This window comes from Mucilaginibacter litoreus (assembly GCF_042676805.1).
Taxonomy (GTDB): Bacteria; Bacteroidota; Bacteroidia; order Sphingobacteriales; family Sphingobacteriaceae; genus Mucilaginibacter; species Mucilaginibacter litoreus.
This window is the reverse complement of record NZ_JBHTHZ010000003.1, coordinates 146,881-171,130: the sequence shown is the minus strand read 5'-3', so window position 1 is coordinate 171,130 and position 24,250 is coordinate 146,881. Positions and strand designations below refer to the sequence as shown.

At 42.7% G+C, this 24,250-nt stretch carries 26 protein-coding genes; 13 read left to right on the top strand and 13 right to left on the bottom strand.

Annotation, left to right across the window (positions count from 1 at the left end):
• Window positions 1-3: 3 nt before the first annotated feature.
• The 4 genes from ACFQZX_RS06660 to ACFQZX_RS06645 all read left to right on the top strand — a co-directional run bounded on the left by ACFQZX_RS06660 (window position 4) and on the right by ACFQZX_RS06645 (window position 2,854).
• Window positions 4-216 carry a heavy metal-binding domain-containing protein gene (locus tag ACFQZX_RS06660; RefSeq protein ID WP_377112895.1) on the top strand — a complete coding sequence of 71 codons (213 nt, stop codon included), beginning with the start codon at window positions 4-6 and terminating at the stop codon, window positions 214-216.
• A 90-nt stretch (window positions 217-306) separates the two neighbouring features.
• Complete coding sequence (locus ACFQZX_RS06655) at window positions 307-1,011, top strand: DsbA family oxidoreductase (RefSeq protein ID WP_377112893.1); 705 nt, start codon at window positions 307-309, stop codon at window positions 1,009-1,011.
• A gap of 72 nt (window positions 1,012-1,083) precedes the next feature.
• Window positions 1,084-1,614, top strand: coding sequence for a hypothetical protein (locus ACFQZX_RS06650; protein ID WP_377112891.1), 531 nt, complete (start codon window positions 1,084-1,086; stop codon window positions 1,612-1,614).
• Window positions 1,615-1,705: 91 nt separating this feature from the next.
• The gene (locus tag ACFQZX_RS06645; RefSeq protein ID WP_377112888.1) at window positions 1,706-2,854 is read left to right on the top strand and encodes an MFS transporter; all 1,149 of its coding nucleotides are present in this window, start codon (window positions 1,706-1,708) and stop codon (window positions 2,852-2,854) included.
• Window position 2,855: 1 nt separating this feature from the next.
• On the opposite strand, the gene ACFQZX_RS06640 is transcribed toward ACFQZX_RS06645, so the two are convergent.
• The 6 genes from ACFQZX_RS06640 to ACFQZX_RS06615 all read right to left on the bottom strand — a co-directional run bounded on the left by ACFQZX_RS06640 (window position 2,856) and on the right by ACFQZX_RS06615 (window position 7,706).
• The gene (locus ACFQZX_RS06640; RefSeq protein WP_377112885.1) at window positions 2,856-3,125 is read right to left on the bottom strand and encodes a hypothetical protein; all 270 of its coding nucleotides are present in this window, start codon (window positions 3,123-3,125) and stop codon (window positions 2,856-2,858) included.
• Between the two features lie 71 nt (window positions 3,126-3,196).
• Window positions 3,197-4,315 carry a glycoside hydrolase family 26 protein gene (locus ACFQZX_RS06635; protein ID WP_377112883.1) on the bottom strand — a complete coding sequence of 373 codons (1,119 nt, stop codon included), beginning with the start codon at window positions 4,313-4,315 and terminating at the stop codon, window positions 3,197-3,199.
• A 332-nt stretch (window positions 4,316-4,647) separates the two neighbouring features.
• Window positions 4,648-5,124 (bottom strand): DUF4126 family protein, encoded by a 477-nt coding sequence (locus tag ACFQZX_RS06630; protein ID WP_377112881.1) that lies wholly within the window; start codon window positions 5,122-5,124, stop codon window positions 4,648-4,650.
• Window positions 5,125-5,191: 67 nt separating this feature from the next.
• Entirely contained in the window at window positions 5,192-6,181 is a 990-nt protein-coding gene (locus tag ACFQZX_RS06625) for an MlaD family protein (protein WP_377112879.1), read from the bottom strand.
• A gap of 16 nt (window positions 6,182-6,197) precedes the next feature.
• Window positions 6,198-6,971 (bottom strand): ABC transporter ATP-binding protein, encoded by a 774-nt coding sequence (locus ACFQZX_RS06620; RefSeq protein WP_377112877.1) that lies wholly within the window; start codon window positions 6,969-6,971, stop codon window positions 6,198-6,200.
• A 6-nt stretch (window positions 6,972-6,977) separates the two neighbouring features.
• Window positions 6,978-7,706 carry an MlaE family ABC transporter permease gene (locus ACFQZX_RS06615; protein WP_377113463.1) on the bottom strand — a complete coding sequence of 243 codons (729 nt, stop codon included), beginning with the start codon at window positions 7,704-7,706 and terminating at the stop codon, window positions 6,978-6,980.
• Window positions 7,707-8,195: 489 nt separating this feature from the next.
• Between ACFQZX_RS06615 and ACFQZX_RS06610 the strand changes: the two genes are divergently transcribed.
• The 3 genes from ACFQZX_RS06610 (at window position 8,196) to ACFQZX_RS06600 (ending at window position 9,421) form a co-directional block, all read left to right on the top strand.
• Window positions 8,196-8,672, top strand: a complete 477-nt coding sequence (locus ACFQZX_RS06610; RefSeq protein ID WP_377112874.1) for a hypothetical protein — start codon at window positions 8,196-8,198, stop codon at window positions 8,670-8,672.
• Window positions 8,669-9,166, top strand: a complete 498-nt coding sequence (locus ACFQZX_RS06605) for a hypothetical protein (protein WP_377112871.1) — start codon at window positions 8,669-8,671, stop codon at window positions 9,164-9,166. Before ACFQZX_RS06610 ends, ACFQZX_RS06605 begins: the two co-directional genes overlap by 4 nt.
• Before the next feature lie 99 nt (window positions 9,167-9,265).
• Window positions 9,266-9,421, top strand: a complete 156-nt coding sequence (locus tag ACFQZX_RS06600) for a hypothetical protein (RefSeq protein ID WP_377112869.1) — start codon at window positions 9,266-9,268, stop codon at window positions 9,419-9,421.
• Window positions 9,422-9,437: 16 nt separating this feature from the next.
• Here the strand turns inward: ACFQZX_RS06600 and ACFQZX_RS06595 are convergent, their stop codons facing one another.
• Entirely contained in the window at window positions 9,438-10,661 is a 1,224-nt protein-coding gene (locus ACFQZX_RS06595) for a multidrug effflux MFS transporter (RefSeq protein ID WP_377112866.1), read from the bottom strand.
• Window positions 10,662-10,813: 152 nt separating this feature from the next.
• Between ACFQZX_RS06595 and ACFQZX_RS06590 the strand changes: the two genes are divergently transcribed.
• From ACFQZX_RS06590 to ACFQZX_RS06570, 5 genes are all read left to right on the top strand, one after another.
• Complete coding sequence (locus tag ACFQZX_RS06590; protein WP_377112864.1) at window positions 10,814-12,124, top strand: gluconate:H+ symporter; 1,311 nt, start codon at window positions 10,814-10,816, stop codon at window positions 12,122-12,124.
• A 1-nt stretch (window position 12,125) separates the two neighbouring features.
• A complete protein-coding gene (locus ACFQZX_RS06585; protein ID WP_377112862.1) occupies window positions 12,126-12,917 on the top strand; it encodes an alpha/beta fold hydrolase in 792 nt (263 codons plus the stop codon).
• A 48-nt stretch (window positions 12,918-12,965) separates the two neighbouring features.
• The gene (locus tag ACFQZX_RS06580; protein ID WP_377112860.1) at window positions 12,966-13,286 is read left to right on the top strand and encodes a hypothetical protein; all 321 of its coding nucleotides are present in this window, start codon (window positions 12,966-12,968) and stop codon (window positions 13,284-13,286) included.
• A gap of 243 nt (window positions 13,287-13,529) precedes the next feature.
• Window positions 13,530-13,892 (top strand): response regulator transcription factor, encoded by a 363-nt coding sequence (locus ACFQZX_RS06575; protein WP_377112857.1) that lies wholly within the window; start codon window positions 13,530-13,532, stop codon window positions 13,890-13,892.
• 40 nt (window positions 13,893-13,932) lie between these two features.
• Window positions 13,933-14,967, top strand: a complete 1,035-nt coding sequence (locus tag ACFQZX_RS06570) for an alpha/beta hydrolase (RefSeq protein ID WP_377112854.1) — start codon at window positions 13,933-13,935, stop codon at window positions 14,965-14,967.
• A gap of 55 nt (window positions 14,968-15,022) precedes the next feature.
• Here ACFQZX_RS06570 and dnaK read toward each other — a convergent pair whose 3' ends face one another.
• Window positions 15,023-16,927 carry a molecular chaperone DnaK gene (dnaK, locus tag ACFQZX_RS06565; protein WP_377112852.1) on the bottom strand — a complete coding sequence of 635 codons (1,905 nt, stop codon included), beginning with the start codon at window positions 16,925-16,927 and terminating at the stop codon, window positions 15,023-15,025.
• Between the two features lie 205 nt (window positions 16,928-17,132).
• Window positions 17,133-19,175 carry a (E)-4-hydroxy-3-methylbut-2-enyl-diphosphate synthase gene (gene ispG / locus ACFQZX_RS06560; protein WP_377112850.1) on the bottom strand — a complete coding sequence of 681 codons (2,043 nt, stop codon included), beginning with the start codon at window positions 19,173-19,175 and terminating at the stop codon, window positions 17,133-17,135.
• A 134-nt stretch (window positions 19,176-19,309) separates the two neighbouring features.
• Here ispG and ACFQZX_RS06555 point away from each other — a divergent pair, with 134 nt between their 5' ends.
• Window positions 19,310-20,119 carry a hypothetical protein gene (locus tag ACFQZX_RS06555; RefSeq protein WP_377112848.1) on the top strand — a complete coding sequence of 270 codons (810 nt, stop codon included), beginning with the start codon at window positions 19,310-19,312 and terminating at the stop codon, window positions 20,117-20,119.
• Here the strand turns inward: ACFQZX_RS06555 and ACFQZX_RS06550 are convergent.
• The 4 genes from ACFQZX_RS06550 to ACFQZX_RS06535 form a co-directional block, all read right to left on the bottom strand.
• On the bottom strand, window positions 20,116-20,979 hold the full coding sequence (locus ACFQZX_RS06550; RefSeq protein ID WP_377112846.1) for an NAD(P)-dependent oxidoreductase: 864 nt from the start codon (window positions 20,977-20,979) through the stop codon (window positions 20,116-20,118). The genes ACFQZX_RS06555 and ACFQZX_RS06550 overlap by 4 nt on opposite strands.
• An 11-nt stretch (window positions 20,980-20,990) precedes the next feature.
• Window positions 20,991-21,764: an SDR family NAD(P)-dependent oxidoreductase gene (locus ACFQZX_RS06545; protein WP_377112844.1), complete on the bottom strand. Its 774-nt coding sequence runs from the start codon at window positions 21,762-21,764 to the stop codon at window positions 20,991-20,993.
• 75 nt (window positions 21,765-21,839) lie between these two features.
• Window positions 21,840-22,832, bottom strand: coding sequence for a phosphotransferase enzyme family protein (locus ACFQZX_RS06540; RefSeq protein ID WP_377112842.1), 993 nt, complete (start codon window positions 22,830-22,832; stop codon window positions 21,840-21,842).
• A gap of 86 nt (window positions 22,833-22,918) precedes the next feature.
• Window positions 22,919-24,250: a TldD/PmbA family protein gene (locus tag ACFQZX_RS06535; RefSeq protein WP_377112839.1), complete on the bottom strand. Its 1,332-nt coding sequence runs from the start codon at window positions 24,248-24,250 to the stop codon at window positions 22,919-22,921.

The window sequence follows — 24,250 nt, the reverse complement described above, 5'->3', positions numbered from 1 at the left end:
TATATGAGAAGATACATAATCGTTTTAGCCGCAATAATAAGCACGCTTAGTTTCGTGGCTTGTAATACATCAACAAATAAAAATTCAAAGGCTACAGAAGCCGCAAAGCCTAAAGGTAAATATTACTGCACCATGCATCCCGAGGTTACCTCTGATAAGCCCGGCACCTGCAGCAAATGCGGCATGGACCTGGTAGAGCGCGACACTACTAAATAACCAAAGCCCCCTAAAGCGGGGCTTTTCATTTTTACCCGGCGCTTACTTTACTACGTGCCAATGTGCTTAATTTAGCAAAAAACTAATTTTATGAAAGTTGAAATCTGGAGTGATGTAATGTGCCCATTCTGCTATATTGGCAAACGCCGTTTTGAGGATGCGCTACAACAATTTGCACATAATGACAAGGTAGAAGTGGAGTGGAAGAGCTTCCAGCTGAACCCCAATATGCAGACCGACCCATCAACAAATATTAATCAGTACCTGGCCGATGCCAAAGGCTGGACAATTGATTATGCCCGGCAGATGAACGCCCATGTGACCCAAATGGCTGCAGAAGTTGGATTAGAATATAATATGGACAACGCCGTTGTTGCCAATAGTTTTAAAGCCCATCGCTTTACCCACCTGGCTAAAAAACATGGCTTAGGCGCGCAAGCAGAAGAACAACTTTTTAAAGCCTATTTTACCAATGGTAAAAACATTGATGATACAGACACGCTGGCGGAGTTAGGCCAAACTATCGGCTTGAATACTGATGAAGTGAAGCAAGCGCTGGATTCAAACCAGTTTGCCGACGATGTGAGGCATGATATTGCCGAAGCACAATACCTGGGCATACAAGGCGTACCATTTTTTGTAATGAACGAAAAATATGCCGTATCCGGCGCACAGGCGGTACCGGTGTTTGTGCAAACACTTGATAAAGCTTTTGAAGAATGGAACGCCCAGCAAAACAAGCCAGGCATGACTATAATTGAGGGTGACACCTGCGATGTAAACGGCAAATGTTAACTACACAGGAAGCTTTTCATCACACCTGTAACTAATAATAGCTCAAATGCGTATAAAAACGTATTTGAATTAATGATGAAGACCCTGATTAAAAGCGCTTTTACTGTTTTATTTATTTCGATTTTTGTTGCTGGCTGCAAGTTAGATCCACCGGTTTATCCAGAAGGTACCGTCATCAATATCCCGGGCAGCAACAATGGCAATAATTCTGGCGATACAGATGTTATAGGCTTGCCTATAGGTGCTGTAGGTGCTGTAAAGGTGCAGGTAGATGGCGGAGATATTATGACTTATGATGGTAGTGCTTCATTTAACGTTACTGCCCCAGATGCAACCTCTGCAACCGGCTCTATCGCAGTACAGGCGCTAAAAGGAATCGAACCTATAATATTATCTATAGAAGCCTCAACTGCCGGCACTCAAGATCTCGCCTTTTTAGGCTTTAGTGTTTACTCTACCGTTAACGGGCCCGACGTTGAAAAAGGAAAAGTACAAATCACTTTACTAAACGCAACTGAGATTCAAGGCTCGTTTAAAACCAACGTAACTGATCTTCAAAATCAACCCCACCAGGTCATTGGCTCTTTCAACATAAAAAAATAAAGATAGGCTTACCTGTATTTTAAACATTTCATAATTTGTGTTACCTTTATCATATCATAGTGTCACAATAACACTATGATATGATCCCAATTTGGAAGCAACACCTATAACCTATAAATTTTCAAGGGGCACGCTGCGCGCAGCAGTAGGCATTATGTTTTTTATGGCCGGCATATGCTTTGCCAGTTGGGCATCACGCATAGCTACCATACAGCAAAACCTTGGCCTTAGCGATGCTGCCCTTGGCGGCGTGTTGTTTGCCTTACCGGTAGGGTTAATGTGTTCATTGCCATTTTCCGGATGGATAATTACTCGTATAGGCAGCCGCAACCTGCTAATAACCGCAGTAGTCACCTATGGCTGTGCGCTTGTTTTCCTGGGGATGTCGCAGAATACATTTCAGTTAATTTGCTGTTTGTTGCTTTTTGGCTTCTCCAGCAATGCTGTTAATATTTCAGTTAATACGCAGGCTGTAGCTGCTGAGGAGCTGTATCAGCGCCCTATTATGGCTTCCTTTCATGGTTTATGGAGCCTTGCCGGCTTTGCAGGCGCGGCAATAGGAACTTTTATGATAGGCAAGCAGATTATTCCATTGCATCACTTTGCACTGATATGGGTATTAATCGTGATTGCTACCCTGTTTTCATCTAAGTATTTAAAAAAAGATAAGCCAACGGAGTCGGGCCCGGTATTTGTAATGCCCGACAGATCTTTGATCAAACTTGGCATAATTGCTTTTTGCTCGATGATATGCGAGGGCGCTATGTTTGACTGGAGCGTTATTTACTTTAAAAAAGTGGTATTAGCACAAAGCGCATGGATGGGGGCTGGTTATACTGCATTTATGCTTACCATGGCAACCGGCCGTTTCATAGCAGATTGGTTTGCGCACCGTTTTGGCTTAAAGCGCACCTTACAACTCAGCGGCTTGTTAACTGCAAGCGGATTAATGATAGCTGTTTTGTTCCCTTACCTGTTAAGCGCGATGTTTGGCTTTTTGCTGGTTGGCTTTGGGGTATCTTCTGTTGTACCATTGGTTTACAGTGCGGCAGGCAAATCAAAAACTATGTCGCCGGGGGTTGCTCTTGCAGCAGTTTCAACAATAAGTTTTATGGGGTTTCTGTTTGGCCCGCCTGTTATAGGTTTTATAGCCGGAATAGCCACATTAAGGGCATCGTTTACACTAATAGCCCTAATGGGTATTTGTGTTACCATATTTTCTACAAAAGCTAAGATCTGATTCAGGCATTATTCAGATCGTTCTCATCCGGATTAAGTATGTACTCAAAATTCTCATATCCGTTATGAAAGTTGAACCTTAACCTCTCGGCTGGCAGACCAATATCCAGTGCTATTGCGGCAAGTGTTGCCGGGAGATTATCACGTATTAACTTCAGATCTGTTACATGCGGCATCTCTACATTAATGTCATCACCATTAGCTGTTATTTCCCAGCCCTTTAAATTTGCACCATTTAAAACATCAATCCACTTTTGCTGATATGCATTCATAACTTATAAATGTTTCTAATTACAACATGAAGCGAAACATTAAGTTTTAATTGGCTGAAGTTACACTGTGTTTAGCGTGAAATATATCTCCCGTACACCGCAAGTGGGGCCAGCCTGTTCTCGAACAAAATACGCGGGTTATTAAAAAACTTTCTAAAGTCAGCTTCACTTACCTGGCCCGGGTATGGTACGTAGTAATGATCTGGCCGCCCATTGCGCCAGGCCATTACATAAGATAATTTATGCCTGGAGATAGCAGGCAATAATACATTTGTCCACCAGTCAGCCTGCGGGATGCGTTCGTAACCGGTTTCGGCCAGGCAAACAAGTTTATGACTCTTTGATGCTATTGCATCTAAGATATCCAAACGCTTGTCAAGGTTTTTCTGATAATCGGCCACGCTGTTATAGCAATAATTATCAAAGCCTATAAAATCAACATACTCATCGCCCGGGTAACGCTGCATAAACTCTGCTTCGCTGTTAAAATCAGCCTCCGAAAATACGATCAACAGGTTATGCAATTGCTTTTTATTACGTATGTAGTCAATGGTAAAGCGCCACAATTCCTTAAACTCTTCTGGGGTACTGGTATTGGCGCACCACCAGAACCAATTGCCTGTAAGCTCATGAAAAGGACGGAATAAAATAGGGATCTGTTCGCCGTTATCGCCTTTCATATCTGCAAGCCATGCCGCGCCTTTATCCAGCCATTGAGTGTAAACCTGATGGTAAGCGCCGCCGGGCAATATTTCTTTTACTGTCCTCATAGAAGTATCCCAGGCACTTTTCCCATTAGCCGGGTTATCCATGTGCCAGCAAAAAGTGTTGATGCCTCCCCGTTCATAAGCTTCTTTCACCAGTTTTTTTTGGTATTTAAAAAGGATGCCATTGATATCTCTAACGCTATCGTGCTCTATTTTTGCCAGGTCCCAACCGTACATTGCAGGATATGATCCGGTAACACTTTTCACATCCGATTGACCATCTACATAACACCACCCTACACCGTAAGCCGTATCATCATGATGGCCAAATATAGCACCTGCGCCAACAAGACGTTGCATACTATTAAATAACTGCCTGGTTTCATGAGTCGCTTTTTTATCGCAGGGATTATATAGCTGTGCAGATGCAGAAGCACCATTAATCATTAATGTAACTGCTAAAAAAAAGGTGTAAATTTTCATTTAGTTTAGAATAGGTTGGCTTACAGCTACTTTACTTAAGCCGACAAGTACTTTATACTTTCAACCTCAAATATAACTTATAAACAGCACGATTGATATTATGCAACACATCAAAATATACGCTATAAATAAAACTATTGGAGATTAGTAGGGTTGAATCATCAACCTCATATAAAGAAATTAATTTACAGATACTTATAGTAATATATGGACTATCACTATTATAATTTACAAATGTGCACTATCTGTGTATCATTACTATCATAGTAAGGGGTATAAATAGTATTACAATAATACTGCATTGGGTTAAACTGCAAAGTTTGGTTTATTTGCTATTTGGTCAAAGCCACCCCACTACTGTAGGCAAAAGCATCTTGAAAAGCTTCAGTAAATTCGTTACTTAAAGCGGGAAGTTTATTAGCATGTTTCCGAAAGTAATGCCCGGCAACAGAGGTGATCAGCGCGGCAGCACCCCCTATTAACATTCCCTGTAACATGCTTTGCTTATTTTTTCTGTATACGGCCGCACCAGCAAACGCACCAGAAGCAAAATTAGCGGCGAGCCGATTTATATCCAGTTGATGTGATTTCTTTTCTACGGCACCATTATGCCTTTCAGCAGCAGATAACAGGCCACTGGCAATGGTTGTTACCGGCGAACAAACAAACTTTAAAACCGGGAAAGATATGGCAGCATAGTTGCCATCGTTATAGTAATTTCCTGCTATCACAGGTGCTGTCGCCGGTTTTATTCCTGCAACGGCTCCTAATCCTAATGTTTGCCAAACCGGCCTTCTGTAGCTACGCATAATGTTCTGGATCTATACCAAAACAACACCATTAAGCCGACTTGGTTTGTAAAAAGACTATTATGGCTTACAAGCCTTTTTTAATGCTATCCTGTTTAGCTTTCTCTTTCTTTTTAAAAAAGCCGCGCAGCAAAAAGTTATGTTGAACTGCCTCCAGGTCGTCATTTAATTTTACAGAGCTTTGCTGCAGATAATTAAGGGTACTTTTCACCTGGTTGGCCGCATGCGCATCATTTAACAAAACACCAAGGGCATTATCTGTAGTGTTTAGCTTATTACTGGCTTTGTTCAGGTTATCTGTAAGCGTAGTAGCATTATTAGCTGCCTGCTGCAATTGAGTAACTGATGCCCTTATGCGGTTAAATGTAACCGTATCAGTCAGCACATTATCGGCGAAGCCACCCTTGGTATTCATTTTTTGGCTAAAGCTGTTAAGTGATCCTGCCATTTGCGCGGCAGTTTGTGTAGCGGCCTGCAGGTTGCGCATAGTTTGCTTTAACTGGTTACCCATGGTACTGTCGGCAAGTAAGGCGCCAACGGTACCCTTACCGGCCAGTATCTGGTGGCTCAGGGATTTAAAATCGGTAGTAATAGCTAACAAATTCTGATTGTTTTGCTGCAGGGTTTTCATTACATCATCAGTAGACAATATCCTTTCTGATTGTAATATATCCCCATCTTGTACTATTGGTGCCTGCGGACTGCCACCATCAATTACAATGATCTTATTACCTATCAAACCGTCAGAACTAATGCGTGCTGCGGCGTTGCGGTGAATGTAGGGTTGGGTAGCGGCATCAATGCTCATTTCTACATCAACCTGCGAAGATTTGGTGAAAGTAATGTTTTTGATAGTGCCGATCTTAACACCCGAGAACCAAACGTTGTTTCCCTTTTTCAAGCCGGATACATCATTAAATACCGAGCTGATATGTATGCTTTTAACAAAGGTTTTTTGTGAACCACCAAGGGTAAGCACACCGAGTATAAACACGGCGACACCCAAAAACACAAATACACCTACTATTATTGATCTTCTGTTTTCTGCTGCATCCATTATATGCGTACTAAATCTATTCTATAAAATTATAATCATAAAAAGGTTTAACACGGGCATCGTCCGTGGCAAAAACCTCATCGAAAGTACCAACACGCTGAAACTGTCCATCTAAAAGCATGGCCACCCTGTCACCTACCATTTTGGCACATGTAAGGTCGTGGGTAATTACAATAGACGATGTATTGAAGCGCTGCTGCACCTCGTTGATCAGTTCGTTGATTTCTATACAGGTAATAGGGTCCAAACCTGCTGTTGGCTCATCATAAAGCATAATTTCAGGGTTCAGTATGAGTGTTCTTGCAATACCAATACGCTTACGTTGCCCGCCAGATAGCTCCGAAGGCATCTGGTTAATGGTTTGCGATAACCCTACTGCGTCTAAAACCGTATGTACAGCCTGGTCTATCTCTTTACGTGTTATGCCCTTACGATTGCGCACTAATGGAAATTCCAGGTTTTTCCGTACCGTCATGCTGTCATAAAGTGCGCTGTTCTGAAATGAAAAACCAATGCGTATACGCAAGGCTTCCATTTCACGCTCCGTTATTTGCGTTACTTCGTTACCCAAAACACTGATTGTTCCGGCATCCGGGTAAAGCAGGCCTGAGATTAGTTTAATGAGCACGGATTTGCCCGTGCCCGAGCGGCCTAAAACCACAAGGTTTTCTCCCTGGAAAAGGTCAAGGTCAATACCACGCAGTACATGGTAATCGCCAAATGACTTTTGCAGCCCCCTGATCTTGATCACTTCGTTACTAAAATCGATATATGCCTTTTGCTTTTCCATTTATTCTTAGCGGAACCATCCGGCTATTTGTACAATTAAAACCTCTTCAATAAAAACCAAAAACATAGCGGTTACTACTGCACCATTGGCGGCTTTGCCAACCCCTTCAGTTCCTTTGGTTGAATTATAGCCCTGGTAACAGCCTACAATGCCAATGGTAAAACCAAATATTATGGCTTTGCTTAATGACGCCCATATATCCACAAAGGTAATAGGCTCAAATGCCTGCTCAATAAAGGTAGCGTAGCTGGTACCTTCATTCTGGTTAATATTTAAAAACCCGCCTAAAAGCGCTATTAATGCTACGTAAGTGGCTAATAAAGGAATGGTAAACGTAGTGGCAATAACACGGGTACATACCAAAAATTTAAAGGGTTTGGTACCTGAAACTTCCATAGCGTCAATCTGTTCGGTAACCCGCATGGAGCCAAGTTCTGCACCGATGCTGGATCCCACCTTACCTGCCGCAATAAGCGCGGTAACCAATGGCGCCAATGCCTTCATTATGGCTATGGATACCAATGAAGGTAACCATGAGGTAGCGCCAAAATCTGTTAACGACGGGCGGCTTTGTTTAGTAAAAATCACCCCGATGATAAACCCGGTCAGCGTGATCAGTGTAAACGACTTAACACCAGTTTCATAACATTGCCGTACTATTTCTTTAAACTCGTAAGGTGGCAAAAAAACCTCCTTAAAAAACCGGAGAATAAAAGCGTAAATACGGTGCAGCATTAAAAAAAAGCCTGCTATACCACTTTTTGCTTTTGATAAGCGCGATGGAGATGGTGGAGATGTAGTTTCTGTGCTTTCCATTAATTCGGCAAAGGTATAACTTAACAAACATATAGATGAGCAGATATCTTAATTTGTTTTAAAAGATGTTCAGAGAAATGTAATAATTGCATATGTAACCTACTACACTTTTTTAAACAAAAAGCATTATGTTTAAGCAGTGATATGCGTGTAAGCCGTGCATAACTGCTGGGAACCGGGCACCTTACCCATTACCCATATATGCCATAAAGTTTGTTTTAAAAGCCAGAAATATTTTGCACGTATATTTAAGGCAGAATTTTATACCATACCTTCGCGTAATATGCAAAGTATTGAAGCCGATTAACAATGCGCGCACGGCAGGATATATTCTTTTTTTAATCGGTTTATAAATAATTTAAACAATTATAAATATTTTTGATTCCACGCTAAGTGAACTGAGGCAACTTGAAACAAGAGTTAACATATACTACCGATCCGGCATCTGCAATAAAAAGCGCAAAACATCAACTATTCGCCGGCTATGGTGCCATGTTACTTGGATACATCACCGAAGTTGTTAAAGATCGTTTGACGGCCGAGCGATACCTTGTAGATATTTTCAGTGGCTTAAAGCCTGAAGACCTGAATATTATTTTAGCTGAGGGCAACAATACGTATTGCAGCTTACTGCAACACGTTCGTAAAAAGCTTGCCTCATTTATAAATACTGTTAATGATTGCAGCCTCAACCCTCAGGATCCCTTAATAGCAGGTAACAGGTTTATTGACCTGATGAACAAAGAGGAGCAGTTTGTTTTTTGCAGTGTACATTATTATGGTAAAACAATTGCCGGTATAGCGGCAGAATTGAACAAGCCTGAAGCAGACGTAAAGCAAATTTTGAAACAATCATTCACCATAATCAGGAATAACCGTAAATGATACAGCAGTACATCAATAGCGGCATCTTAGAAGCTTATGTAACCGGCTCCGCTTCTCCCCAGGAGGTTGAAGAGCTGATGTACATGAGAGTTAAGTACCCGGAGGTGAATACAGCTCTTAACGAGTTGGAAACAGATATGGAGCTATTTGCGCGGCACATGGCCGTCCCTCCGCCTGAGCACATCTGGAATAAAATTTCTGATAATATTGAGGAGATCATCCTGCGCGATAGAAATTTTCCACAGCAGTTTAAAGAGCGCGAGGATAATAAATATAGTAATTTCAGCAAGCCGGATACCGGCCCCGATTATATTGAGGTTGAGGCGCAGTCTAACCACATGAAAGTTCACAAAGCCTGGAGATGGGTATTTGCGGCAGTATTTATACTCGGGAAAATATTTTTGGCGTTTGCTATATATTTTTATCTTGAAAACCGCCAGGCACAGCAGCAGATAAAGGAGCTGAAGACTGAAATGCAGCGCTTAAAACGTTGATACATTCCGGCAAATGAATGTTTAAACGCATTTAAAATCTTATTTTTTTAAATCTTTTTTGACATACAAAAGTTTATTGTAGAGGAGGGATAATAATATATGAAATCGTCAGATAGTAAAAAAGAAGAAGGAAAAGAGATAAAAAAAGAGCAGTCAAAAAAAGCCGGTGAACTTAAGACCGATTTTCCACTCAGCGAAAAAGATGAGGTAAAAAAAGCCGAAACTCGCATGAATCCGGATAAAAAGCAAACTTAACTGATTACTTTACCTTTTAATGAGCTGCTATTTTAACATCACTTGATACTACTGGTTGTTTGATATGTTTACTGCCCATTAACAATACTATTGAAGCTAATGCTGATGCTGCAAACATTAACACTGCCATTGGCAAGGCCGAGTTGCTTTTAAACAGACTAACACCTACAGATACTGCAGAACCTATACACATTTGAAAGGCCCCTAACAGGGATGATGCAATACCTGCATTTTTTTCAAATGGTGCCAGCGATAATGCAGAAGTGTTAGGGCTTATTATACCCACACAGCAAAGCACCATAAAAATCATCGCAATAGTGCCTGTTAAGCCGAAAATATGCTGAGCCGCGCCGGCAACAAACAGTAGGGATATAATTACCATTACTGTAAGGGCTACTTTAACTATCTGCTGGCTTTTGTATTTTGTAATCAAATAACTGTTTACCTGGCTCGAGCCAATAAACCCGATAGATAAAAACGCGAATATCCAGCCATACGCTTTGCTGCTTACCTTAAAAACATCCATAAATACAAGTGGCGAGGATGCTACGTAAGCAAATAAGCCGGAGAACGCTATACCGCCGCTAATTGCATACGTATAAAATTGTGGCTCCTTAATTACCGCTGCAAAGCCTTTTAAAATGGGTTTGGGCTTGAGCGATAAACTTTTATCAGGTTGATAACTATCTGGCAATAAAAAAAACACCGCTGCAAAAATACATACCGCTAAACCGGTTAGGATTATAAAGATAACCTGCCAGCCAACAGTATCTGTAACGTACCCGCCAACAGTGGGCGCTATCATGGGCGAGGCGCCTAAAACCAGTATCAATAGCGCAAACACTTTAGCGTTATCTTGTATAGGAAAAAGGTCGCGTACCATGGCCATGGCGGCTACTGCTGCCGCGCAACTGCCCACCGCCTGAAAAAAGCGCACTACGATCAACATATTGATATCCCTTGAAAAGCAGCAGGCTAATGACGAAATAGTGTACAATACCAACCCGGCGTATAATGGTGGTTTACGACCAAACCTATCCAGCAACGGGCCATAAAGCAATTGCCCGGCGGATATGCCTATAAAATAACTTGATAAGGATAATGCAACCCTTGCAGTACTGGTATGCATCTCCCGTGCTATCTCCGGGAATCCGGGCAGGTACATATCAATTGAGAAGGGGCCCAGCGCCGTTAACGAGCCAAGTATAAGTACTAATGTGGTATAGCGCTTTTTCGTCATCTTGTAACAAAGAAAAGCTTTTTATATTATACCAAGCAGTTAATAAGCTTTAACAGCGTTAAATTTTCAAACGGTTGACAAATCCATTGATATATTACTACTTTTAGGTGCGGCGTTTGGCCCAAGCCATTTATCAACCTTATAAATATAGTATGCTTGTAGTACTCATTTGTATAATACTGCTCATAATTTTGGTTAGCTGGGCAAAAGTAAATCCCTTTTTAGCTTTTCTGTTGGTTTCAATAGCTGCCGGGCTAATGCTGGGTATCCCGGTAAATAAGGTTACATCAGCAGTGCAAAAAGGCATGGGTGACATTCTTGGCGGGTTACTCATCATTATTTGCCTGGGTGCCATGCTGGGCAAACTGGTAGCTACAAGCGGCGCGGCTCAAAAAATTGCTGAAGTACTGGTGCAGGCAGTAGGTGAAAAATATATACAATGGGCACTGGTAGTTGCCGGCTTTATTATTGGCATACCCTTATTTTACGGGATAGGTTTTGTCCTGATGGTTCCGCTTATTTTTTCGGTTGTTTATAAGTACAAATTACCTGCTGTATTTATTGGCTTGCCCATGATCGCTTCGTTATCGGTAACGCATGGTTTTTTACCTCCACATCCATCGCCATCAGCATTAGTGGTGCTTTTTCATGCTAATATGGCCACCACCTTTGTTTATGGTTTGCTGATAGCTTTACCAACCATCGTGCTGGCCGGCCCGGTATTCGCACAAACTTTAAAACGCATTCCATCCCAACCGCTGGCCACTTTTCGGGCCGAAGAAAAACCGCAAGAACAATTGCCAAGTACATTTATAAGCTTTTTTACGGCTTTGCTCCCTGTAATGCTGCTCATGCTTACGGCTTTTTTTCCTTACCTGGGTATTAAAAACGCAGGAGCATTAAAAGCTATGGCTTTCCTGGGTGATCCATCTATTGTTATGCTCATAGCGCTTATTGTAGCTACTTATACGCTTGGAGTTAAACAAGGCACAAGCATGAGCAGCATTGCAGCCAGCTTTACCGATGCAGTTAAAGACATTGCCCTTATACTACTCATCATTGCAGGCTCAGGCGCTTTTAAAGAGGTACTTACCACAGGCGGTGTAAGTAATGAAATAGCCGATCAGTTAAAACAGTTCAATATGCCTCCGCTTGTTTTAGGCTGGGTAATTGCCGCAATTATACGCATAAGCCTCGGCTCTGCTACCGTTGCCGGGTTAACTGCTGCCGGTATTGTATCCGGGTTGGTAACAACAGGCAATGTAAACCCAAACTTAATGGTGCTTTCTATTGGGGCGGGCAGCCTGGCCTTTTCTCATGTAAACGACTCCGGCTTCTGGCTGTTTAAAGAATACTTTAACCTGAGTATTAAGGATACTTTCCGCTCGTGGTCTATGATGGAAAGCCTGGTATCTGTGATAGGGCTTGCAGGGGTGCTTATTATTAACCTTTTTGTTAAATAAGATGAAATTTTCACTTGTTATTGCTGCTATACTTGCAACCTTTAACCTGTTTGCGCAGGATAAACAAGGGCAACTTTTTCCTTCGTTCGATAGCACCAGGATCTATTATGAAGTAAGTGGTAATGGTTACCCGGTTATATTAGTACATGGCTTTACGGGTACCAGCCGGGGCTGGAAAAGGGGTACGCTTTACCCTGCATTGCTAAAACAAGGTTATCAGGTTATTATATTAGACCAGCGGGGTAACGGACAATCAGACAAACCCCATTCAGATACGGCTTACGCCAATGATGCTGAAGCCAAAGATATTATGGCCCTGGCAACAGCGCTCAAGTTAAAAAGCTACGATATAATAGGATACTCCCGCGGCTCTATTATCACATCAAGGGTTATGGTAACAGACAAGCGAGTACATAAAGCTGTAATGGGCGGTATGGGTGCCGACTATACTAACCCAAACTGGCCACGGCGTATACATGCCTATAAGGCACTTATGGGAGATACGAGCCTGCATGACGTAGATGAAATGATGGTGTGGATAGGCAAAAATAATTTTGATAACCTATCCCTGGCATTGCAGCAAAAATATCAGCCCTCAACCAGCCCGGCAGAACTTGCGAAGATAAAAATCCCCGTGTTACTGATTGACGGGAGCGAAGATAAAACCAACGGAGATGTAAGCATCCTCCAAAAGTTTATTCCCGGTGCAAAATATGCTGAAGTTCCGGGTGATCACAATAGTGCTCAAAACACCAAAGAATTTGCTGATGCAATTATCAATTTCCTAAAATAAAAAGATTGGCTTATTATTTGTATAGTGTGCATTATAAATGCAAATACTATGAGAAAGTTAACCATACTATGCAGCCTGATGTTAGCTTTATTAGTTACCATCAACTTTAATGCTGCAGCACAAGAAAAAAAAGGGATCAGCAAACAAGGTAAAGGCGCTATTATAGGGGGTGCAGGTGGCGCGGTAGCCGGTGCACTTATAGGTAAAAGTGTAGGAGGTGCAGTTATTGGCGGCGCAATAGGCGCAGGCGGTGGCTACATTATAGGTAATGAGGCACGTAAACGCGAAGAAAAAAGAAAACGGGAAGCCTATCTTGAACGCCGAAGGGCATGGAAACGGGCACATCCCGGCAAAGCATATCCTTATTAAAATAAAAAAACCCGCGATTGCGGGTTTTTTTATGCCCTTACTTCAACAAGTTTTGAACTTATTACTTCCTGCTTATATTAATGCATATTTACGGTATATGCAATGTGCTTATAAATCAGTATTTTTGTTGCCTGCCATTATGTTATCAATTACCGTATATAATTTTCAGCCTTTCCCACCGTTTAATGGCAATAAATATTGCAGCTACCCTTATTAATTAACTATTTAATATAAACCACTATAATGGTTAAACGCATATTAGTACTGGATGATAATCAGGACATACTTGATATTGTTCATGAAACCCTTACCTACGAAAACTTTGAAGTAAAAAGTACGGGTGAAGGGAACGATGTGATGCCCCTTGTTGAAGAATTTAATCCTAACCTCGTAATTTTAGATTACCGTGTGGCCGGCAGTAACGGCGGCGAAATTTGCCGTGAAATAAAGGCGCACCCCAAATTTGGCAATGTACCTGTAATTATATTTTCTGCATATGTAAACCACGCATCAGATTTATTTGCTTATGGTTGTGATGCGATAATCAATAAGCCATTTGATTTGAATGAGCTGGTTGAAAAAGTAAATAATCTGATAAAAAACTAATCGTAACAACAAGCAGGGATTAAGATGATTATTTTAGCGAATGCTTTTTAAATGGTCTGTTCTCTTATTCCTTGCTTTTATATCCATATCTACGGTGCCTGTAATGGCTCAAAGCCACTACACTACTACTGAATTTTTTGTACAGAACGGACCGTTGCAGTTACAGGTACGTAAAATTACCGAGAACATTTATTCATCACGTAAAAAGATTCCGATACTTTTAGTACACGGCGGCACTGGTGCTATTACTTCGTTTGACCTTGAAACTCCCGACGATGCTTCATTTGGCAAGGCTCTTTCTGATGCAGGCTTCGCGGTTTACCTGATGAACATCCGCGGCTGGGAACGCTCTACAGCGCCGGCCTACCCGCTTAACGATACAGCGTTGGTCGCAGGTTCATGCCAGGAGGCAGCTGCAGATATCGATGCTGTTGTCAGCTACATTTTAAAAGACAATCCCGGCAAAAAGATCAATCTATTCGGATGGGCCACGGGCGGGCATTGGGCATCTTACTACACTACGCTGCATAACGAAAAGGTTTCTCATTTAATAATATTGAATAGCCTGTACGGGGTAAAGTCACCGTGGATTTTTAACCAAGCATTTGCAGACCCTGTAGATTCTTTAAAATTCAATAATTCCATCCCTGTAATGCGTCAGTCTGATGAGCAGGCCATGATTAATATATGGGGCACTGGTACAAACGCCGATACAACTATAAAAGCAGACTCGGCGGTTATCAAATCATTTGCAAAAACCGCGGTAAGTTTTAACACTGAGCATTTGCTTAAGGTGCCCGGAGGTTTCAGGAAAGAAAGTTTTTACATGGCCAATGGAAAAAAGTATTGGGATGCTAAAGATATTGCAGTACCCACGCTGCTCATAAGGGGCGAAAATGACTTTTGGTCGCGCCCAATTGATTTGGAAACTTACTTTAACGAACTGCCTGCCGGCATTGTAAAAAAGAAAATAACCATGCCAAATGCCGGGCATTTTTTATTTCTGGATATATATGGTAACGGCCGCCGAAAGCTCATCATCGCCATTAACAACTTTGTGCGCAAAGACTTATAATAAAAAAGCCGGTACAACTAAATTGTACCGGCTTTTTATCTATCAGGAGAACTGATTATTTAACTTCTTCAAAGTCAACATCAGTTACGTTATCGGCATTGCCTGCCTGGTTGCCTGCGGCTTCTCCTGCATCAGCACCTGGCTGCTGACCAGCCTCTGCAGATGCTTTGTACATATCTTCAGAAGCGGCAGTCCATGCTGTGTTCAACTCAGCCTGTGCTGTTTCTATGTCTGAAAGATTTTTAGCAGAGTAAGCAGCTTTCAGTTTTTCCAAACCGGCTTCAATAGGCGCTTTTTTGTCAGCAGGTATCTTGTCTCCGTATTCTTTAAGCTGTTTCTCGGTAGAGAAGATCAAAGCATCAGCGCCGTTAAGTTTTTCAACTTCTTCTTTTGCTTTTTTATCAGCATCAGCATTAGCCTCTGCTTCTTCTTTCATCTTCTTGATCTCAGCATCGGTTAAGCCTGAAGAAGCTTCGATACGGATCTTTTGCTCTTTACCGGTAGCCTTATCTTTAGCAGATACGTGTAATATACCGTTAGCATCAATATCAAAAGTAACTTCGATCTGAGGTACGCCACGAGGTGCTGGTGGTATACCATCCAGGTGGAAACGGCCTATTGTACGGTTTTGTGAAGCCATTGGGCGCTCACCTTGTAATATATGTATCTCAACTGATGGCTGATTATCAGATGCGGTTGAAAAGGTTTCAGACTTTTTGGTTGGAATGGTTGTGTTTGATTCGATCAGCTTGGTCATTACACCACCCATAGTTTCAATACCTAATGAAAGCGGGGTAACATCTAACAATAACACATCTTTCACTTCGCCGGTTAATACCCCACCTTGTATTGCAGCACCTATAGCCACAACCTCATCTGGATTAACACCTTTTGAAGGAGCTTTACCAAAGAATTTCTGAACGGCATCCTGTATTGCAGGGATACGGGTTGAACCACCTACAAGGATGATCTCGTCGATATCTGATGCGCTGTAGCCTGCATTTTTCAAAGCAGTTTTACATGGATCGATAGTACGTTTGATCAGGCTATCTGCCAGTTGCTCAAATTTAGCACGGCTTAAAGTTTTAACCAGGTGCTTAGGACCTGATGCACCGGCTGTAATGTATGGCAGGTTGATCTCGGTTTGAGTAGAGCTTGATAATTCGATCTTAGCTTTCTCTGCAGATTCTTTTAAACGTTGCAGCGCCATTGGGTCCTGACGAAGATCAATACCTTCTTCGCTCTTAAACTCATCAGCCAGCCAGTCGATTATTACCTGGTCGAAGTCGTCACCACCAAGATGAGTATCACCGTCGGTTGATTTTACTTCGAAAACGCCATCGCCCAATTCCAGTACAGATACGTCATGCGTACCGCCACCGCAGTCGAACACTACGATCTTCATGTCCTTATGTGCTTTATCCAAGCCGTAAGCAAGGGCAGCAGCAGTAGGCTCGTTAATGATACGGCGAACTTTTAAACCTGCAATTTCACCGGCCTCTTTAGTAGCCTGGCGCTGCGCATCGTTAAAGTAAGCAGGCACGGTAATAACTGCTTCAGTAACTTCAGATCCGATGAAATCTTCAGCGGTTTTCTTCATTTTTTGAAGAATCATGGCAGAAATTTCCTGCGGAGTATATTTACGGTCGCCAATTTCAACACGTGGGGTGTTGTTATCGCCTTTTACCACATTATAAGGTACACGTTCAACTTCTTTTGTAACCTCGTTGAACTGGTTGCCCATAAAGCGTTTGATAGAATAAATAGTTTTTGTAGGGTTTGTAATAGCCTGGCGCTTTGCAGGATCACCTACTTTACGCTCGCCATCGTTTACAAAAGCTACAACGGATGGCGTAGTACGTTTTCCCTCGCTGTTAGCAATAACTACAGGCTCGTTACCTTCCATTACAGCTACACAGGAGTTTGTTGTTCCTAAGTCAATTCCAATTATTTTAGACATATTATGATTGATTATTTTTTAATTAGTGTTTGTTTCCTCCTGCTATTTATCAATGCCTGTGCCAATATATTTTTGGCAGATATTTATATAAAATGATGTCAGAGAGGTTACAAACAGTCATACACACCTTACTTTTCGGTGACAGGTTGGCAGGAAAAGTCTATGGTGATGGAGGCTAATAATTGCTTTGAGCTAAGAAACTTTTTTAAACCGGTTCTATCCAGTTACCATCGCTTTTGATGATATCTATTAGTTCATCCAGTGCATTATCGGTATTTACGTTTTTCTTTACCACTTCTTTACCACGGTAGAGCGTTATTTTATCCGGGCCTGAGCCAACATACCCGTAATCGGCATCAGCCATTTCGCCGGGGCCGTTAACAATACAGCCCATTATACCAATTTTTAAGCCTTTAAGATGGCTGGTCCTGCTGCGTATCATTTGGGTAGTGATCATCAGATCAAACAACGTGCGGCCGCAGCTTGGGCAGGATATGTATTCTGTTTTTGAAATGCGTGAGCGTGTGGCCTGTAAAATGCCAAAAGCAGTTGATGTAATTGGCGCCAGCGGCAGTTCGGGAGCATCTATCCATATCCCATCACCAAAACCATCAACAAGCAGCGCCCCTAAGTCTGTTGCCGCATAAAGTTGCAGGTTAGATGTGAGATTTGAGATTTGAGATATTAGATTTCCTTCGGACTTTCCGGCTTCCGACTCCTGGCTTTCAAATACATAGCTCCTTTTTACTATCACCGGCACATCAAGTTCCATTTCCTGCAGTTTCATAAAGAAGCTGCGCTGGTCGGCCATGCCATGCAATTCGTTTGTTTCCAGTACAAAAACCAGTGAGTGGTCGAGCGGTATCAAACCTAAGGCCTCGCTATCCAGGTCGGCATGTGTTATGCGTACCAGGTTAAGTGCCGATGAACGGTTGGCATCTGCCGCTACATATTCTGCAAGCGTAAATACCGGGTGGCAAAGCGTTTTATTGGCCAGCGCCAGCCATGTATTATAGTTATATAATTGCCTTAAGTTACCCGGCATATTGAATGAGGGCAAGCTATCGCCCATAAACACAAAATCTACCGATTGCTCGGCCATGTTGTATTTATCCAGTATCGGCGAATAAATATACCCGGCATCATTTAACACCGCCGGATCTTTTAAATTAGCCTTCGACAGATCCACCACCACCCTTGGTACCATATGCCCTCCTATGAAGGCATTGGCCTCGTAAGTTTCGCGTTTTCTGTATTCATATGGGGAGTGAGCTGAAAGACCAAAGTTGTAAGCTGGAAGTTCATCCTGTTTTACTTTAAGCTTTACGCTTTCAGCTTTTCGTTTAGTATATCTATTCACCAGCGCAATGGCAACGGGTGCTTCTGCTTCGGGCTCTTCGGTTAATGATACACGAACGGTATCGCCAAGGCCATCTTCCAGTAAAGTACCAATACCCACTGCCGATTTAATGCGGCCGTCTTCGCCGTCACCGGCTTCGGTAACACCAAGGTGCAAAGGGTAATTCATGCCTTCGGCCACCATGGTTTCCACCAGTAAACGATAGGCCTGTACCATCACCTGCGGGTTGCTGCTTTTCATGGAAACTACAAGGTTATAGTAGCCCAGGGTTTCGCACATGCGGATAAATTCCATAGCGCTTTCAACCATACCCTGTGGAGTATCGCCATAGCGGCTCATGATACGGTCGCTCAGCGAGCCGTGATTAGTGCCTATACGCATAGCGGTACCGTATTCTTTACAAACCTTTACAAGGGGCGCAAATTTTTGGAATATGCGCTCAAGTTCGGCACGGTACTCCAGGTCGGTATAATCTATCTGGTCAAACTTTTTCTTATCGGCATAGTTGCCGGGGTTAACGCGTACCTTTTCGACGATACGGGCTGCAACCTCTGCCGCATTTGGCGTGAAATGTATATCGGCAACCAAAGGCACATTGCAACCGCGCATACGCAATTGCTTTTTAATTTCGGCCAGGTTATTGGCTTCTTTAATGCTTGGCGCTGTGATCCGCACATATTCGCAACCGGCATCAACCATACGGATGGTTTGCTCAACCGTACCAATGGTATCCATGGTATCGGTAGTGGTCATGCTTTGTATACGTATAGGGTTACTGCCACCCATTGGTACATCACCAATGAAAACCTCGCGGGTCACAAAACGGGAATATTCTGTTAACGAGTTACAATAACGACCGGGCAGCATCTTAACGGCATCAGCATCCATACAGCGGTGGAATTAATTTATGCAAATTTACGAAAGATGTTTTTAACTGTGGTGATGTACGCAATTAATTAACTTTCCTGCATAGTTATTGCTTTCATTAATTTATATTAGGAAAATACCCAAGTATGAACACCATGAAGCAATTTCTGCTCATCATATTTCCTTTAATTGCGCTTTGCTCCTGCAATTCAGATCAGTCTGGTCAAAACCAAAAGCGGCTCAACCAGTCGCCTGCATTAATACAGCAATTCAAACCGGTTATCAATGGCGTTTGGGTTAAGAAAGATTACATCAAAAAAGTAAAGAAAAGCAAGTCGCCACTGGCTGCGGTTGAAAAAGGCAAAGGCATTACAGCGATGTATATTGATACTGCTAAACTAAAAGGAAGCAGTATAAGCATACCGGTTATTTGGAATAATCACGAAGGAAAAAACCTAACCCTGAAATTTGAGCCAGGTAGAAATACCACCACTATTGTTTTAGGGGATGATGAGCTAAGTTATAAGATCAAAAATAACGACACCACGCTTATCATCTATAACTACAATCCCCGGACCAATGAAACCAATTCTGCCCAGTACATCAGAGCTGCTGATAATAAACAGATGAACAACCCATCGTATGGTATGACTTATATGATTAACGAGGCCATTTTATCAGGTACGTATGAAGGGAAAGATGCAAATGGAAAACCCATTAAGGCAACCTTTTACGCGGATGGCAAAGTGACCGGGCTTGATAGGTTAAACACTTACCTGGTGCAAAACGACATGGTTTTAAATCCGGACCGAAGCCACGACGAAATCATATTTAATCCTGATAGTAAGGAGCAGAAGTCCTACTCATTTATCATACATAAAAAAACCCTCAACCTTTACGATGATTCGGAGCGTATCCAATCGAACAAACCCTCTTATACGCTAAAGAAAAAGCGCGGTGATTAACCGCGCTGTGTATTAAGATATTTGTAGATGGCTATCAGGTCCTCGTCACCAAAATTAGCGCTGGCAGCTTCAAAAGTTTTCAGGGCTGCTTCGCCAAGCGGTGTTGTAAGGCCAATATCACGCGATAACTTCAAGTCTTTAACTATATTTTTTAAACTGAAAGCTGCCTTAAAATTATTGCTGATGATTGACTCGCCTTTGAGTTTAGTGTAAGGGTTAGCTATTGCGGCATTCCCCAGCAAGTTCAACAAAGTGGCAGGTTCTATTCCGTTGTTTTTTGCTAATATCACCGCTTCTGCAAGGCCTTGTGTATAAAAGCTTAACAGGGTGTTTATGGCCAGCTTAGCCGCATTACCCGCGCCGGTTTGGCCTACATTAACAGCCATTTTACCCATTGTTTCCAGCATGGGTTTAACAGTTTCAAAAACTTCACCATCGCCGCCAACCATTATTACCAGCTGCGCAGTTTCAGCCTGCTTAACACTTCCCGATACCGGTGCATCCAGATATTTCAAACCAATTTCCTGGCATTTAGCAGCCATCTCTTTACTGATAGCAGGCGACACCGTACTCATGTTAACTATGATCTTGCCGACTGCTTCCGCATTAAGCAGGCCGTCCTCTCCTTCAAAAATATCGCGGATAGCCTTATCATCCGTCACCATGACTATGATTACATCTGTTTGCTGCAAAAGCTCCTTTGGGGTAGCGGCAGCGGAAGCGCCTTGTTCTTTTAAGCCGGCTTCTTTGTCTTTATTTCGATTGTATACGGTAAGCGGATAACCTGCTTTTAATAGTTGTTGCGACATGGGGTTACCCATCAAACCAAGGCCTATCCAGCCAATCTTTGTTTCGTTCATTTTTGTAGTTTTTATATTGGAAATTTCACGCCCGACAAGCGTTCGCATTCTTTCAAAAATCTCTCCTGCACATCCACCCTGCCTGCAGCCGGGTGAAACGTACGTACTTTTTTATGAAAAAAGTACCTGCCTGTAGTCATCGCCTCAAAATCCTCGCTTGTAGCCAGCCACACCTGCGTTTTTGGTGCCTCCTCTAAACTATCCGGGGCACCAGGCCCACCCATCTTTGTGGCAACCCATCCCGGCTCTATAGCGTTGGAGTAAACCCCGGGCCACTTGCGGGCCATGGCAAAGGCCAGGATAACATCGTGCAGTTTTGAGTCGGCGTAAGCATTATATCCGCTCCAGGGCCGCGTTTTCCATTCTAGGTCCTTTAATGTTTCGTCTCCTTCACGGTGCAAACCAGAGCTTAGATAGATCAGCCGTTTAGGTTTTTGGATAAGGCAGGTTAATATATATGGCGCCAGGCTGTTTACGGCAAATACATGCGGCAGACCGTCCGCAGTGTTTATACGCTCCCTTTCGCGGTAGCCTACACCCGCATTATGTATAACGGCATCAAACTTACCCAGCTTATTTACAGCGGTTGCAACTTGCTTAGTCTCAGCGATGCTGGATAAGTCGCCGCATACTACAGTTTCAGCACCTGGCACAGCCGCCATAGCTTCCTGCCCTCTATGCTTATTACGTGCGTGTAAAACCACCTGATGCCCCTCTTTAACCAGCAATTCGGCCGCCATACGGCCCAGCCCATCTGCCGACCCTGTAATAAATACCTTTGCCATGATAATTTTTATTTTATAACAAAGTTCACCGCAAAAGGTAAGCCTGTAATTAATAAAAGATAAAAATAAACAGCGTTATGACGTGATGGCAATAATTTGCTTGTCAAAATAATTTTTCACCAACAGGTTAATAAAGCGCTTAAGATAAGTTTCATTTAAAAATACGTTCGACCAGTTATCAAAACGCTGGGATTGTACGCCAAGATAAAAGAAATACAGGCTTACACCCAAGGCCGGCAGTAATCTTCGTTCTTCGGCGCTAATAGGCAATAGAGTTTCGTAACCGGCAAAAAAGCTTCGCAGCTTCTCATTACGTTCGTTTTCTGCCTTCTCGGTACTGTGCAATTGCAAAACATAGTAAGCTATATCAAGGCAAAGCCAGCCATTACCACAAAAATCAAAATCAAACAAAGTGATATCTCCTGCTTTGCTAATGTTGAAGTTATCAAACCATATATCCAGATGAACTGCACCTTTTCGCAAACTTGTAACATCGGCCTTATGCAACTCATTCAGCAGGTATAGTTGCGTAGATAACATCCATTGAAACTCGTCGCTTTCTTCGGGTAAAAATTGCTTTAAGTGCTTAAATGAATCTTGCAGCAAAACCTCTGGCGTATAAGTAACTCTGTCAAGTTGTAATCCCTGCACGGTTTGATGCATTTTAGCCATGGTCTGGCCTACTTTAAAATGCAGATCTGCCGAAAAGTTGAGATGTTTTTCGCCCTCTGCAAATGAAAATAACACACCATAACGCATACCCTCTGGCGCAGGTAAATATTGAATATAGCCCCCTTCAGCATCTGCAACCGGATAAGAAACCGGAACTGCGTTCCTGTGCAGCAAATTAAGCAGCCTTATCTCCTCTTCTATCTCTTTGGTAGTACGCCAGTTCAGACTATAAATTCTGAATACATACCGGCTATCGCCACTTGTAATTAAGTAACTGTGATTGATACCAGTTTTTAACAGTTTGCAGGTTACATTACTAAGGTTGAACTTTTGTTGTACAAACAAACCTACCGGGCCGGCAGAAAGAGTAGAATTACTTACAGGAAAGTTTTGCATAGCGTCAAGATTCAGATGGGCAAAGAAACAAAAACGTCATCACCCTTAAGGCAATGACGTTATAAAATACCAGACTCAGCTACAGATTATACCGCGTCTGATAGGGAGCTAAAAGTAAAATCGCGTATTTTCATAGGTGGTATCATGTAACTGCGGTAGCTTTCTACGCTTATGCTGCGTTCGGTTTTACCTAAGGCTTCCAGGTTATTCAGCATGATGACAGGGCTTTCGTTAAACCTGAAGTTTTTTACCGGGAACATGATTTTACCATTCTCAATATAAAATGTACCATCACGGGTGAGACCGGTCAGCAACAATGATTGCGGGTCGACCATACGAATGTACCAGAGTCTTGATACCAATATGCCACGTTCAGTACTTTTTATCAGGTCTTCCAGTGTAGCATCGCCACCCTCCATAATAATATTGCCCGGTCCAGGCAGCGGTTGTACGCCTTTCTTTTGAGCCCAGTAGCGTGAATATGACAGGTTTTTCACCACGCCTTTATCAATCCACAATGTTTTTTCACGGGGCAGGCCCTCGCCTGTCCACGTTGATGATGGCAGGTCAGGGTTGAACGGATCAGAATAAATGGTCACTTTCGGATCTACCAGTTGCTCACCCAAGCGGGTGCCACCACCTTTTTTGCTTAAAAAGCTGCGGCCTTCCTCGGCGCTGCGGGCATCAAAGCGAAACATATTCTCCATCATGTAAGTGCCTGCAACCGGCTCTAATATTACCGTGTACTTGCCAGGTTCCAAAGCTTTAGGATTGGCAGATGCATTGGCTTTCATACAGGCTACACGGGTAGCCGCTGCGGTGTCCAGCTTGGTAACGTCGGTAAACCCTTTTGCAGCATAGCCAGAAATGGTACCCGCTTCGTTACGTGTGGTAACCGAAAAAGTAACATCGCTGCTTTTATCATAAGCAAACAAGCCTTTAGAATTAGCCACAGCATAAAATCCTGTTGAGTTCTCTAAAAACCCTGCCGCATTCAGTTTAGCGTCTTTGGTGACCTGCAAGCTTTTACCTACCATTTCGGCGCGGCTTTCGGGCGTCAGGGCAGCGGTATTAGCATTATATCCGATAGATTCTTTGAAGTTTGAAGGCCCGAGCATGGGCATGTACTCCGGGTTTTCTGGCGCCAGTTGTGCCAGCTCTTCCGCCCGGCGGACAACACGTTCTAACGAGGCATCATCAAACTGGTCAATAGTGGCCGAGCCTGCTTTTTTGCCATAAACGGCTGTAACGCTCAGCCCATCTGTGCTAATGTCGCCTGCGGTTGATACAGCATTTAAAGCGTAACGTACGTTACCGCCTTCGCTTCCGCTCAGGCTTACCTCACACTCATCGGCTTTTGAGTAAGCCAATACTTTCTTTAATAAAGCTTGTGCTTGTTCTTTAGTATATATAGGCAT

Excerpts from the sequence above, each read along its gene's own strand:
- ACFQZX_RS06580 (WP_377112860.1), top strand. The coding sequence starts at position 12,966 with ATGAGAAAGTTAACCATACTATGCAGCCTGATGTTAGCTTTATTAGTT.
- ACFQZX_RS06545 (WP_377112844.1), bottom strand. The coding sequence starts at position 21,764 with ATGGCAAAGGTATTTATTACAGGGTCGGCAGATGGGCTGGGCCGTATG.
- ACFQZX_RS06625 (WP_377112879.1), bottom strand. The coding sequence starts at position 6,181 with ATGGATGCAGCAGAAAACAGAAGATCAATAATAGTAGGTGTATTTGTG.
- ACFQZX_RS06650 (WP_377112891.1), top strand. The coding sequence starts at position 1,084 with ATGATGAAGACCCTGATTAAAAGCGCTTTTACTGTTTTATTTATTTCG.
- ACFQZX_RS06620 (WP_377112877.1), bottom strand. The coding sequence starts at position 6,971 with ATGGAAAAGCAAAAGGCATATATCGATTTTAGTAACGAAGTGATCAAG.
- ACFQZX_RS06540 (WP_377112842.1), bottom strand. The coding sequence starts at position 22,832 with ATGCAAAACTTTCCTGTAAGTAATTCTACTCTTTCTGCCGGCCCGGTA.
- ACFQZX_RS06640 (WP_377112885.1), bottom strand. The coding sequence starts at position 3,125 with ATGAATGCATATCAGCAAAAGTGGATTGATGTTTTAAATGGTGCAAAT.
- ACFQZX_RS06575 (WP_377112857.1), top strand. The coding sequence starts at position 13,530 with ATGGTTAAACGCATATTAGTACTGGATGATAATCAGGACATACTTGAT.
- ACFQZX_RS06585 (WP_377112862.1), top strand. The coding sequence starts at position 12,126 with ATGAAATTTTCACTTGTTATTGCTGCTATACTTGCAACCTTTAACCTG.
- ACFQZX_RS06590 (WP_377112864.1), top strand. The coding sequence starts at position 10,814 with ATGCTTGTAGTACTCATTTGTATAATACTGCTCATAATTTTGGTTAGC.
- ACFQZX_RS06605 (WP_377112871.1), top strand. The coding sequence starts at position 8,669 with ATGATACAGCAGTACATCAATAGCGGCATCTTAGAAGCTTATGTAACC.
- ACFQZX_RS06570 (WP_377112854.1), top strand. The coding sequence starts at position 13,933 with ATGCTTTTTAAATGGTCTGTTCTCTTATTCCTTGCTTTTATATCCATA.
- ACFQZX_RS06555 (WP_377112848.1), top strand. The coding sequence starts at position 19,310 with ATGAAGCAATTTCTGCTCATCATATTTCCTTTAATTGCGCTTTGCTCC.
- ACFQZX_RS06660 (WP_377112895.1), top strand. The coding sequence starts at position 4 with ATGAGAAGATACATAATCGTTTTAGCCGCAATAATAAGCACGCTTAGT.
- ACFQZX_RS06595 (WP_377112866.1), bottom strand. The coding sequence starts at position 10,661 with ATGACGAAAAAGCGCTATACCACATTAGTACTTATACTTGGCTCGTTA.
- dnaK (WP_377112852.1), bottom strand. The coding sequence starts at position 16,927 with ATGTCTAAAATAATTGGAATTGACTTAGGAACAACAAACTCCTGTGTA.
- ACFQZX_RS06535 (WP_377112839.1), bottom strand. The coding sequence starts at position 24,250 with ATGCCTATATATACTAAAGAACAAGCACAAGCTTTATTAAAGAAAGTA.
- ACFQZX_RS06630 (WP_377112881.1), bottom strand. The coding sequence starts at position 5,124 with ATGCGTAGCTACAGAAGGCCGGTTTGGCAAACATTAGGATTAGGAGCC.
- ACFQZX_RS06615 (WP_377113463.1), bottom strand. The coding sequence starts at position 7,706 with ATGCTGCACCGTATTTACGCTTTTATTCTCCGGTTTTTTAAGGAGGTT.
- ACFQZX_RS06655 (WP_377112893.1), top strand. The coding sequence starts at position 307 with ATGAAAGTTGAAATCTGGAGTGATGTAATGTGCCCATTCTGCTATATT.
- ACFQZX_RS06550 (WP_377112846.1), bottom strand. The coding sequence starts at position 20,979 with ATGAACGAAACAAAGATTGGCTGGATAGGCCTTGGTTTGATGGGTAAC.
- ispG (WP_377112850.1), bottom strand. The coding sequence starts at position 19,175 with ATGGATGCTGATGCCGTTAAGATGCTGCCCGGTCGTTATTGTAACTCG.
- ACFQZX_RS06635 (WP_377112883.1), bottom strand. The coding sequence starts at position 4,315 with ATGAAAATTTACACCTTTTTTTTAGCAGTTACATTAATGATTAATGGT.
- ACFQZX_RS06600 (WP_377112869.1), top strand. The coding sequence starts at position 9,266 with ATGAAATCGTCAGATAGTAAAAAAGAAGAAGGAAAAGAGATAAAAAAA.